Genomic DNA, 12,512 nt, shown 5'->3' with positions numbered 1-12,512 from the left:
ACGCCATTCCAACCGCCGAATGCGGCGTCATGTGACGCGAAACCAGCTCATCATACCCGAAGCGGCATGTCCCAGCATATGGCAATGCAACAGCCAGTCCCCCGGATTATCCGTGACCAGCGCGATCTGGCGGGTTTGTCCGCGATCAACCAAAACAGTGTCGCGCCAAGGGCCAAGCGATCCGTCCGGCTGGATCAGTCGGAAGTGGTGACCGTGCAAATGCATGGCATGTGGAAAGACTGTTTCATTGACGAACTCGATCCTGTGAAGACCCCCGGTCCGGGCGTCCAGAAACGGGTCGGACGGGCGTTCCGCATAACCATTCAGGGCCCAGAACCGGCCCAACTGCGCCAATTCCTGGCCTGACAATTCAGTGTCCCCGATCCGGGCGTTGTCCAGCCAGCGCATCGCCCCGCCTTGCAGGGACATCCGGTGCAATGGTGCGGATGAGACATCCTCGATGACTGGCAAAGGGTTGGGCGGCAACGCTGCCACGCCTTGTCGTGGCGCGGGTGCGAGAGGTTCGTCGACATCGAACCGAACGATGCCAAAGGCACCGTCGCGTTCAACACTCACCAGACTTGCCGTATCGCCCGCAGCCACGACATCCACAACCAGATCGATGCGTTGTGCCGGGGCGATTGGGAAAGCCCCCGACATTGGGATCGGCGTTTCCAGTGGCATACCGTCAAGGGCGACGATCCAACCCGACAACCCGTCGAGATCCAGGTCGAAAATCCGCGCATTGGAGGCGTTGATCAGGCGCAGCCGGAGACGGTCGTTCCGTCGCGCCTGAACGCGCGGGTCAAGGGATCCGTTGACAGTGATGATATTCCCCAGCCGACCAGCATGGCTGAGGTCATGGCCATTGTCGAAATCATCCGTGATCTGGGCGGTTTCCGGATCAAGCCGCCAGTCGTCCAGCATCAGCACCAGATCCTGATCCACATCGGGGGCCACGGTGTCTTCGACGATCAGCGGCCCGTAAAGCCCGCGCGCAACCTGTTCCATCGACTGGTTATGCGCATGGTACCAATAGGTCCCTGCATCGGGAACGGAGAAAGAGTAATCAAAGCTTGCGCCCATCTCGACCGCGTCCTGTGTCAGGCCGGGTACGCCATCCATGGCGTTTTCGATGCGAATGCCGTGCCAATGGACAGACGTGGCCTGCGGAAGCTGGTTCATCAGGGTGCGCTGGATGCGGTCGCCCTGCCTGACGCGCAGTTCAACGCCGGGGACAGACCCGTCATATGTCCAGACTTCCGTTTCAGGATAACTTGCCGGCGCGATCGGGTGTTTGGCTACACGCGCATTAAGCGGTGCAAAACCCGCGCTGGCCACACGCGGCATCAGCAATGCTGCTGCAGCCGTTTGCAAAAGGTGTCTGCGGTTCAAAATCATCACGGGCCTCCTGGCCCGCAATATAGGATGCAACCTGCCCCACGCCAGCAAGCTTCCAGCGCGGGTGCGTCAATCAGTTGCTCGCTGTCCGGTAGTTGTGGCGGTAAAAAACATGCACGCCGATTTTCGCCGTCTGTTTGTAGACCCGCGACCAGGATGGGCGAACCGACGTCGTGTGATAATGTGTTGCCCCTTCGGTCAACTCATCCGCCACGCCATCAATGGCAGCCCGCGCGACTTTCGCCACACGCTCATACGCCTTTTTCTCGTGGATGACTTCCTTGCGGCCATCGCAGGTGTATGTGAACTGGCACTGGTATTTCTTGCCGGTCCCCTGATGGATCACCCCGCACAGGGAATCCGGGAAACGGCTGCTTTTGACCCGGTTCAGGATCACCTCGGCAACCGCGAACTGGCCGCGCACGCTTTCGCCGCGCGCCTCGAAGTACAGGGCTTCGGACAGGCATTCCCAGTTTTCACCGCCCGTGGCCTTTGGTTGCTGGTCAAGCCAGTCTTTGGAGAAGGACACTTCGACAGGTTCAACCGCCTTGCGGGGCTGGAACAGCTTGAAATAGTCCCGAAAACTTTGCGCTGGCAGCTCGCTGCGGGCGACAAGTTCTTGTTTTGCAGTATCAGTCGCTTCCTTCTCGGCGAAGGACGCACTCGGCAGCACGGTTGCCGCCACTGCGGCAACAGCCAATATGTAACGTAGCATCAGATAACCTCGCACAGGCACATCACGCGCCATACCCTCCCCCGGCGGGCGCGACGAGGCTGATACCCCAGACTGAGGCAAAGGTCCAGTATCTTGAAAAAAGCAAGTGGAAAATTGCCCGTAGCGAAAATATTTTTCGCCTACGAGTGACCGGATAACCCACTATTCCTTGGGGTTCAGCGCAGTGTCAACCCCCAAGTCTGGAGGAAATCGCCAGTTGAGCGGCAGCCAGCCGAGCGACCGGAACCCGGAACGGTGAGCATGACACATAGTCGAATCCAAGATCGCGACAGATGGCGATTGATTCGGGGTTTCCACCGTGTTCGCCACAGACCGAAAGGGTCACATCCGGCTTCGCGGCACGTCCGCGTTCCGCCCCGAGTTTCAGCAACTCACCCACCCCGTCCGGATCAAGGACGTGGAACGGATCTTCGGTAAAGACCCCCTGCCGCACGTAAGCGGACATGAAACGACCGGCATCGTCGCGGGACAGGCCGTAGGTCATCTGCGTCAGGTCGTTTGTACCAAAACTCATGAAGGCGGTCTGCGGCGCGATCTCTTCCGCGCGCAGACAGGCGCGTGGTGTTTCGACCATGACGCCCAGCCGATATTCGAACTTCTGCCCCCGTTCCGATTCAACGGCGGCGGCGACCGAGTCGATGCGGGATTTGACCAGTTCAACCTCGCGCTTGGCGGAAACCAGCGGGATCATCACTTCGGGCACCACCGGGGCACCGTTTTTTCGGGCTTCAAGTGTGGCTTCGAAAATCGCACGCGCCTGCATGTCGTAGATCTCGGGCACGGTGACACCCAGACGAACGCCGCGCAGTCCCAGCATGGGGTTGTATTCGGTCATCGCCTCAACCCGGCGTTCGACGTCGGACACGGGCAGGTCCAGTGCCTCGGCCAGTTCCCGTTGCCCGGTGCGCGTTGTCGGCAGGAATTCATGCAAGGGTGGATCGAACAGGCGGATGCAGACAGGCTGGCCTTCCATGATCCTGAACAGCTGAACAAAATCCTCGCGCTGCATCGGAAGCAGGCGTTCCAGCACTGCCGCCCTGCCCGCCGAGGTTTGCGCAAAGATCATTTCGCGCATCACGATCAGACGGCCGGGATCAAAGAACATATGTTCGGTCCGGCACAGACCGATCCCCTGAGCCTGAAAGTTCCGGGCCGTCTGCGCATCAGCCGGTGTGTCGGCATTGGCGCGGATGTCGATGTCACGCTCGGCATCGGCCCAGCCCATCAGCGTCTGGAAACAGTCATCCAACGCGGCCTCGAGCATGGCGGGCTGACCGGCCAGAACCTGACCCGAGCTGCCGTCAATGGTGACAATATCGCCGGTTTTAAATACCCGCCCATCCGGTGCGGTCAGCATCTTGTCTTTCGTCTGAAACCGCATTTCCGAGGCCCCGACGATACAGGGCAGGCCCAATCCGCGCCCGATCACGGCCGCGTGGCTGGTCATGCCGCCCTTTTCCGTCAGAACCGCAACAGCAGCGTGCATCCCGCGCACATCCTCGGGCGAGGTTTCCCGGCGCACCAGAACACACGCCTCGCCACGGGCGGCACTGGCCTGTGCTTCGGCCGAGGTGAACACGATCTTGCCGGTCGAGGCACCGGGGCTGGCACCAATGGCCGTGGTCAGCACGTCACGGCGCGCATCAGGGTGGACCTGACGGTGCAGAAGTTCGTTCAGCGCGTGCGGGTCGACACGCATCACCGCCTCTTGCGGCGGTATGATACCGTCTTCGGCAAGACGTACGGCAATGCGCATGGCCGCGCGAGCCGATCGCTGCACCCGGACGCCATCCAGAATATGCACAGTGCCGTCCTGAATGACGAATTCGACCTGCATCTCTTCGCGCAGTTTCTCGCGCATCAGGGCAGCATGCGTTTTGACATCGGCAAAAGCATTGGGCGCGACCTCTTCCAGCGAGGGGCCGCGCGGGTCTTTTTCCAGAAACAGGGCGGCCACATCTTTGCCCAGTGCATCGCGCCCCTGGCTCTGGCTGAGGTAGCGACCGGTGATCTGTGGCATTCCGGTTGTGGAATCAACCAGTTGCAGAACGCCCGATCCGCACTCCCCTTTCCCTACTCCGGGGATCATCTCTTGAATGACCAACCCAAGCCCGGCGTCAGCGGGTGCCCCCTTGGCCTGCCGCAGCAAGCGCGCGGACGTCCCGTCCCATGCACGTGCCATTGAGCGCAAAACGCCGATCAGCTGTTCGCCCCTGTCCTGCGGAAAGACCTCGTCGGTTTCATCCTCGTAGGCGCGCAGCGAATGGCGCAGCCCCTCGCGGCCATCAGCGTCAATGTCATCAAACACATCCGCATCCAGCCGCGCCACGTGGATCGCATAGCTTTGAACGAACCTCAGATACAGGGCTGCGGCGGCCTCGGCCCCCATGGTGTCGGACAGGTCGACATAACGGGCATCGTTCATTCCGATATTGAGAACCGCGCCGGGACCACCCCAATCGGGGTCTTCGGAACTGGGCCGGACGCATAGCAACGAGGTCGGATCGAACTGTTCGAGGATCGCCGCAATATCCGGGGTTGTCCCTTCTGCGATCTGGTGAACGGCATCAAATGACAACGCAACGGTTCGGGGCACCGGCAGGTCCAGCCGGACCAGACGTTGCAGACATTTGGCCCGCCCGCCATGCCTATGGGCGGTGACAGGCGCGTCGGATGTAATGAGCGTCGTATTCGGATTATTCTGCACTGCAGCACCTTTTGGTTTGCGTGCAGCATAAGCGCTTGCGCCCTTCACGCAAGTGCGTTGTGGGCGCGCCTGCCAGCGCGCCCGGTCGTTTACCCTTCGATCCGGGTCAGATCGGCCACGCTGGAGCAGATCTGCCGGATCTGGCTGAGCAGGTTCAGCCGGTTGCGGCGAACAATGTCATTGTCGGTGTTGACCTGCACATCCTCAAAGAACGCGTCCACCGGCCCGCGCAGCCCGGCCATGGCGGCCATGGCCGTGGGGAAATCTTCGGATTTCAGCGCGGGTTCGATTTGCGCCTGTGCTGAATCCAAAGCGGCAAACAATGCCTTTTCGCTGTCGGTCTCGGCGAATTTCACATCCGCACCGTAGGAATATTCCACCCCGTCCTTTTCTTCGGCCTGGGTCAGGATGTTGTTGGCGCGCTTGAAGCCCTGCACGAGGTTCTCGCCATCCTCGGTCGCGATCACCGCGTTCAGCGCACGGGCGCGTTTGACCAGCAGGTTGAGGTCGTCATCTTGCTCCAACTCTATGCAAGCGTCGATCACATCATGGCGAATGCCCTCTTCACGTAGGAAGACCTTTAGACGGTCATGGAAGAAGGCAAGCAATTCGTAGCCCAGATACTTTGCATAGAGTACTTTGCCTCTCGCCTCGTCTCTCAACTCTTCTTTAAGACTCTGCTGAACCAAGTTAGCAACTTCATCGCCTAGAGTTTCTTTTTTCGCTTCAGACAGGGAAGTCTTTATTTGGTGAGTTTTCTCTAACAAGCGAGATATGTCTTTGTTTGCAAAAAACAGCACAATCCTCTTTGCAAACAGGTTATCCAAGCCAATTCGAACATTGTTCTCCAAAATCAACCGGATAACCCCCAGCGCCGCACGGCGCAGGGCAAACGGGTCTTTTGAGCCGGTAGGCTTTTCATCAATCGCCCAGAACCCCGCCAGCGTGTCCAGCTTGTCGGCCAATGCAACGGTCACCGACAGCGGAGCCGTGGGCACATCATCCGACGGCCCCAAAGGCGAGTAGTGCTCTTGCGCGACAGCGGCCACGGCGGCATCTTCGCCTGCCGCTTCGATGTAATACCGCCCCATAAGGCCCTGGAGTTCGGGGAATTCGTAGACCATTTCCGAGCTGAGGTCGGCCTTGGCCAGGCGCGCGGATTTTTCAGCCTGATCAGCATCGGCTCCGGTCACTGGGGCCAGTTCGCGGGCCAGCGCGGCGATGCGCCCGATCCGGTCGGCCTGCGTTCCCAGTTTGTTGTGGAAGGTGACGTTTTCCAGCGCGCGGGTCCACTGTGCAATGTCCGATTTGGCGATGCGCAGGTCATTTTCCCAAAAGAATTTGGCGTCGGCCAGACGGGCCGACAGCACTTTCTGATTGCCCGCCAGAATGGTCGCGCCATTGTCCGCGGTTTCGCGGTTCGAAACGGTGACGAACCGTTCAATCCGGCCCGTTTTGGGATTGCGGACCGAGAAGAACTTTTGGTGTTCTTTCATCGAGGTTTGCAGCACCTCGGGCGGCAGGTCGAGGAATTCGTCGTCAATCTGCCCCATCAGGACGACCGGCCATTCGACCAGCCCGGCGACCTCGGCCAGCAGGCCCTGATCTTCGACCAGTTCAAGACCGGCGGCAAAGGCCATGTTCTGGGCGTCGTTCCAGATGTGCTGGGCGCGTTCCTCGGGGGAAAGAACCACGAAAGCCCGCTTCAGCTTGGCCGCGTAATCGTCGAAGGACGTGACCGAAAAGCGGCTGGGCGCCATGAAGCGGTGTCCTGCTGTGGTGTCGCCGGACGAAATGCCATCGACATCCATTGGCACGACCTGCGCCCCGGCCTCATCCGTCAGAATGCACAGGATCGAATGCAGCGGACGCACCCAGCGCAAGCTGCCACTGCCCCAGCGCATGGACTTAGGCCAAGGGAAATTGCGGATGGTGGTTTCGAGCACTTCGGCAATGATCTCAGCCGCGGGGCGACCGGCCTTTTCGATGGTGGCGAAATAGATGGCCCCCTTGGGCGTTTCGCGTTCTTCCAGCTGATCACGGGTCAGGCCCGCGCCGCGCAGGAACCCTTCGATTGCTTTATCAGGCGCGCCGACCTTTGGACCCTTGCGTTCTTCCCGGATGGTGGGGCTTTTCGCCAGCAGCCCCTCGACCGCTAGCGTCAGGCGGCGGGGCGTGGTCAGGGCGGCTGCGTTTGCATAGGTCAGACCGGCCTCGACCAGACCATCGGTAATCCGCTTTTTCAGATCCTCGCCGGCACGGGCTTGCATCCGTGCGGGGATCTCTTCGGAGAACAGTTCGATCAGCAGGTCGGGCATTGTCGGTCCTTAGAAATTGACGATCGTCTGAATGACGATGGCATTGGCGATATCCACAAAGAAGGCGGATACAAGGGGCAGCACGATAAAGGCAATAGGCGATGGGCCATATCGCTTGGTCACGGCTGTCATATTTGCGATAGCGGTGGGTGTGGCCCCCAACGCAAAGCCGCCAAATCCGGCGGCCAGTACAGCCGCGCGATAGTTGGACCCCATGACCGGGAACAGCACCCAGAGGACGAACAGCACCGCGAACACCGTCTGCGCTGTCATGATCACGGCAATGGCCATGCCAAGCTGCGCAATGGTCCAGAGTTGCAGGCTCATCAGCGACATTGCCAGAAACGCGCCCAGCACAAATTCCGAAATCAGCGCCAGCGATGGTGTGCGCGACACTTTCGGAGCGCCGGGAAACAGCGCGTCCCGCAGATTGGCGATCACGATGCCCATGATCAGGCAAGGCACGAACAGCGGCAGTTTCAGCCCGGCGGCAGCAATTGATTCATTCAGTGCATATCCCAAGATGATCGCCAGGTTCAGGTGCAGCAGGACGCGCATGACGGTCAGATGATCGATGCTTGTGGTGTGCCCGTCATGCTCATCGGGCAATCCGACGCTGGGTTCTTCGTCAGGGCGGTCAGGCTTCAGGCCGCGCCGCTCGACCAGCAGGCGCGCAATCGGGCCGCCAACTAGCGCGGCAAGCACCAATCCAAGGGTGGCGACGGCCACACCCAGTTCGGTCGCGCCGTCTAACCCCGTTGCCTGCGCCACGTCCGGCGCCCATGCGATTGCCGTACCGTGCCCACCGATCAGAGCGGCCGATCCGAACAACACACCGGCCTGTGCGGGATAGCCGAAGATCGCCGCCCCAGCGGCACCAATCACATTCTGAAAGACAATCGTCGCCAGTGTGAGAATCAAAAGCAAGATTAACGGCTTACCGCCCGCAATGAGGTCAGACAGGCGGGCATTCAGGCCGATCCCGGCAAAAAACAGGACCAGCAGGAAATCGCGGGCCGTCAGGCCAAAGGACAGTTCAATCCCGAATACCAAATAGAGCGTCAGAACAACCAGCGAAGCCAGCAGGCCCCCTGTCACGGGTTCCGGGATGTTGAAATTGCGCAGGGTTGCCACACGGGCATTGATCTCGGCCCCGATAAGAAAGACCGCAAACCCCAGAGTGGCCGTCAGGAAATCGGGGATTTCTATGACATGGCCCAAGGTCTGCTCCTTCAGTTTTCCGGGCGCGGCGGACATTCCTCGCCCACGGCGGTACCGTCATAGGCTTTTTCACCGCAATTGTTCAACGCATGCCAGACATAGCCCTTGCCATCCGCGGTGATCGCCACGATCCGGTCGACGCCGAAATGGATGTTCTTCACCCCCATGAACGCCCGCGCCTGCCCGGATTCAAGCGCTTCCGCCAAAGACACCGCATCGTAGCATTCAAACCATCCCGGTGCGGTCAGGGGTTTGGAGTTTTCGACAGGCACGTATCCAGCCATCTGGTCCGGCGACAATTCGGTCTCGAAACAGGCGCGATACCGAATAGGCGAACTGTCGGCGTCGATTGCCTGAAACCCGGAATAGGCGATGGGTTCCGGCACACCGCCTGCATCCGTCATCAGGGCAACGTCCTGCCCCGGTTGCGGTTCGACCTCATAATAATAGCCGTAGACCTGTAGATAATACATGCCGAGGCCTGCCACGATGGCCGACAGCAGCAGAAGAATTGCCAGCAGTTTTCCCGTCATCTTTCAGGCCGCCTCTTTCAAGTTCTTGTAAAATAGGACAGGTTTCATCGGGGAACAGGCAGAAACGAGGTCAACGCGATGGAATCCACCCTTGCCGTCGGATTTTTCGGCGCATTGTTTGCGATCATGAACCCGGTCACCAACCTGCCGGTGTTTCTGAGCGTCACTCAGGACCTGTCTGCCGCCGAACAGCGCAAGATTGCGGTCAAAACCGTGATCTACTGCCTGATCCTTGGCGGTGCCTTTGCCTTGGTCGGCAGTCAGGCGCTTGGCCTTTTTGGCATCAGCGTCAATCATCTGCGCGTCGCCGGTGGTCTGGTTGTCATGATGATCGGTCTGAACATGCTGAACGGACACGAAAGCACCTCTCATCACGGGACGAAGGGGGAAAAGGACGCTTACCCCGAACCCGACACCGTCGCCTTTTATCCGCTGGCCTTTCCCATTCTGGTCGGCCCCGGCACCATCACCACGCTGATCCTGTATGCACACCAGATCAAGAAGCCTATAGAAGCCTTTGTTTATGCAGGCGTATTCCTTGCCGTTGTTGGCCTGCTTCTGATCACGTTCTGGAACGCGGCCTGGCTGGCCCAACGCCTGTCCGACACCGCGCGCGTGATCATGAGCCGCTTTATGGGGATGATTCTTGCGGCTATCGCCGTCAGCATGATTGCGGACGGCCTGAAAGCCCTGTTGCCGGGGCTGGCCTGATCGCCTCATCCGGCGCTGAACCCGGCGGCCTCGGTCTGCACAAAGGCATCCGCGCATTGCTTGGCCAGCGCCCGCACGCGCCCGATATAGGCCTGCCGTTCGGTGACCGAGATCACGCCCCGCGCATCCAGCAGGTTGAAGATGTGTGACGCCTTGATGCATTGGTCATAAGCCGGGTGCGCCATGATGATGCGCTTGCCGGTTTTCGGATCGTCATGCGCCTGCGCCAGGATAGTGGCGCATTCAGCCTCGGCCTCTTCGAAATGGCGCAACAGAACCTCGGTATTGGCCACGTCAAAGTTCCAGCGGGCGTATTCCTCTTCCGTCTGCTTGAAGATATCGCCGTATTTCAGTGGGCTGGGCGATTGCGGATCGTTGAACGGCATGTCCATCACGTGGTCGATGCCCAGCACATACATGGCCAGACGCTCGAGCCCATAAGTCAGCTCGCCCGAGACAGGCGTGCAGTCATGGCCGCCGACCTGCTGGAAATAGGTGAACTGGCTGACTTCCATTCCGTCACACCAGACTTCCCAGCCAAGCCCCCATGCGCCCAGTGTGGGGCTTTCCCAGTCGTCTTCGACAAAGCGGATATCATGCAGATCCATGTCGATGCCAATGGCCTGAAGGCTGCCCAGATACAGCTCCTGCAAATCCGGAGGGCTGGGTTTGATCAGCACCTGATACTGGTAGTAATGCTGAAGCCGGTTCGGGTTTTCGCCATAACGCCCATCCGTGGGACGGCGCGACGGCTGAACATAGGCTGCGGCCCATGCCTTGGATCCCAGCGCCCGCAAGGTGGTTGCGGGATGGAACGTCCCTGCCCCGACCTCCATGTCATAGGGTTGCAGAATCGCACAGCCTTTCGAGGCCCAGTAGGACTGAAGCCTGAGGATGATTTCCTGAAATGAACGCGGTGCGCTGGTCGGTTCGGTCATGACATTCCCTCTGGGCGCCCCGTGCGCCCGGTTCCGGTCGGTTTGGCCCTTCCTATGCAAGGGGCCGAGGGGCGTCAACGGGGCTTTGGGCTGTGGCTGTATCTGCGCGGCCACACCACAAATTCCCCGCATTCTCAGCATGGTATTTGGCAAATGAAATCGCGTATTCTGCACCTCAGTACAAACACCGCATAACACGGGCAGACAATGACACGCGTATTTTCAGCAATTCTTTTGTTTCTTCTGGTCGGCCTGCGCGCCGCGACCGCACAACAAGACCCCGGCGTCTGGGTTCAGGTCGAGGCGCAGCCGTCGCTGCGCGAAGCGCAGGACCGGGCGCAAGCCTATGCCAGCACCCTGCCCGATGTGAACGGGTTTCGGCTGAACAGTGGCTGGTATGCCATCGTCATTGGCCCCTATTCGCGCGGCGATGCCGAGCAGGTTTTGCGCGTATACCGGGCTGAGGGACAGATCCCGCGTGACAGCTTTGTCGCGTTTTCAAGCGCGTTGGGGCAGCAATTCTGGCCCGTCGGCGAAAACGCGGTAAACCGCGACGTCGTAAGCGCGCCGACGGAACCGGCAGCACAGGCGGAAGAACCCGTGGCGGTTACGACCCCACAGGTTTCGGATGAAACCCGCGCACAAGCGCTGCAATCCGAGCGTCTTTTGACCGCGCAGGAACGGAAAGACCTGCAAACGGCCCTTCAGGCGGCGGGTTTCTATAATTCGACCATCGATGGCGCTTTCGGTCAGGGAACCCGCCGGTCGATGGGCGATTGGCAGCGGTTCAACGGCTATGAGGCGACGGGCGTTCTGACCACGGTGCAGCGCAAGGCCCTGATGGATGAATACAACGCGCCGCTGATCTCGGCCGGGATGGACCGGTATTCCGACGACGCGGCCGGAATTGCGCTGGATATGCCGTTGGGTACAGTCAGCTTTGACCGCTATGAAGCTCCGTTCGTACATTTCAAAAGCGCCTCGGATATGAACGCCCAGGCCCTTTTGATCAGTCAGGAGGGTAACAAGAACACGTTGCGCGCCCTTTACGAGGTGATGCAGTCGCTTGAGATTGTACCGTTGAACGGCCCGCGCGAGCTGGGCCGCGACCAGTTCACCCTTGAAGGGCGCGGCAATGGGATCGTGTCATTCACGCAGGCGCGGCTGGCCGATGGGAAAATCAAGGGCTTTACGCTGGTCTGGCCCGAAGGGGACGAGGCGCGCCGCCTGCGTGTTCTGGCTGCGATGGCGACCAGCCTGAGCACAACCGACGCGGTTCTGGATGCCGCCGCCGGTGCGGATGCGGAACAGCGCATCGATCTGGTCTCGGGTCTTCAGATCCGCAAGCCCCGGTTGTCGCGGTCGGGCTTTTTCGCTGGCGCGGACGGTACGGTTCTGACGGTATCTGAAGCCGCCGAAAGCTGCACCCGGATCACCCTGGAGGGGGATCAGGAGGTTCAGCTGGCGCTGACCGACCCGGAGCTTGGTGTTTCGGTCCTGCGCCCTGCAAAAGCCCTTGCACCGATGAGTGTTGCTGCTTTCAGTACCACCCAGCCGCGCATCCAGTCCGAAGTGGCCGTATCCGGCTTTTCCTATCAGGGGGCTTTGGGCGCACCGACGCTGACCTACGGCCAAATCGCGGATATCCGCGGCCTGAACGGCGAGACAAGTGTCAAACGGCTGGCGCTGAACGCACAGCCCGGCGATGCGGGCGGGCCGGTCTTCAACGACAGCGGCAACGTGGTTGGTATGCTGCTGCCCACACCGTCCGAGGGGCGCACCCTGCCCGCATCGGTCAGCCTTGCGGCAACGGTCGAGCGGTTGACAGAAATCCTGACGAAAGCCGGCGTTTCCGGTCAGTCAAGCGAGGAAACCACCCGGATTTCCCCTAACGAGCTGAACCGGCGCGCGACCGGAATGACGGTTCTGGTGCACTGCTGGGACTAA

At 60.2% G+C, this 12,512-nt stretch carries 9 protein-coding genes; 2 read left to right on the top strand and 7 right to left on the bottom strand.

All coding sequences use genetic code 11. The features are described from left to right. Positions 1-27: 27 nt before the first annotated feature. The 6 genes from ACR0BZ_RS03185 to ACR0BZ_RS03160 form a co-directional block, all read right to left on the bottom strand. Positions 28-1,401 carry a multicopper oxidase family protein gene (locus ACR0BZ_RS03185; RefSeq protein ID WP_480919433.1) on the bottom strand — a complete coding sequence of 458 codons (1,374 nt, stop codon included), beginning with the start codon at positions 1,399-1,401 and terminating at the stop codon, positions 28-30. A gap of 73 nt (positions 1,402-1,474) precedes the next feature. Next, entirely contained in the window at positions 1,475-2,116 is a 642-nt protein-coding gene (locus ACR0BZ_RS03180; protein ID WP_480919432.1) for a cell wall hydrolase, read from the bottom strand. 187 nt (positions 2,117-2,303) lie between these two features. Further along, positions 2,304-4,844, bottom strand: coding sequence for a putative PEP-binding protein (locus tag ACR0BZ_RS03175; protein WP_480773612.1), 2,541 nt, complete (start codon positions 4,842-4,844; stop codon positions 2,304-2,306). Positions 4,845-4,933: 89 nt separating this feature from the next. Further along, positions 4,934-7,162, bottom strand: a complete 2,229-nt coding sequence (gene glyS, locus ACR0BZ_RS03170) for a glycine--tRNA ligase subunit beta (protein WP_480919431.1) — start codon at positions 7,160-7,162, stop codon at positions 4,934-4,936. Positions 7,163-7,171: 9 nt separating this feature from the next. Next, positions 7,172-8,419 carry a sodium/glutamate symporter gene (gene gltS, locus ACR0BZ_RS03165; RefSeq protein WP_480919430.1) on the bottom strand — a complete coding sequence of 416 codons (1,248 nt, stop codon included), beginning with the start codon at positions 8,417-8,419 and terminating at the stop codon, positions 7,172-7,174. Beyond that, positions 8,395-8,916: a DUF6446 family protein gene (locus ACR0BZ_RS03160; protein ID WP_480919429.1), complete on the bottom strand. Its 522-nt coding sequence runs from the start codon at positions 8,914-8,916 to the stop codon at positions 8,395-8,397. Before ACR0BZ_RS03160 ends, gltS begins: the two co-directional genes overlap by 25 nt. Before the next feature lie 78 nt (positions 8,917-8,994). Between ACR0BZ_RS03160 and ACR0BZ_RS03155 the strand changes: the two genes are divergently transcribed. Continuing rightward, positions 8,995-9,627: a MarC family protein gene (locus ACR0BZ_RS03155; protein WP_267363361.1), complete on the top strand. Its 633-nt coding sequence runs from the start codon at positions 8,995-8,997 to the stop codon at positions 9,625-9,627. 5 nt (positions 9,628-9,632) lie between these two features. On the opposite strand, the gene ACR0BZ_RS03150 is transcribed toward ACR0BZ_RS03155, so the two are convergent. Then, entirely contained in the window at positions 9,633-10,565 is a 933-nt protein-coding gene (locus ACR0BZ_RS03150) for a glycine--tRNA ligase subunit alpha (protein WP_267363360.1), read from the bottom strand. 207 nt (positions 10,566-10,772) lie between these two features. Here ACR0BZ_RS03150 and ACR0BZ_RS03145 point away from each other — a divergent pair, with 207 nt between their 5' ends. Then, the gene (locus ACR0BZ_RS03145) at positions 10,773-12,512 is read left to right on the top strand and encodes a serine protease (RefSeq protein WP_480919428.1); all 1,740 of its coding nucleotides are present in this window, start codon (positions 10,773-10,775) and stop codon (positions 12,510-12,512) included.

This window comes from Ruegeria sp. P8, assembly GCF_056534665.1.
The sequence above is the reverse complement of the archived record's forward strand: the minus strand, read 5'-3'. Positions and strand labels throughout refer to the sequence as shown.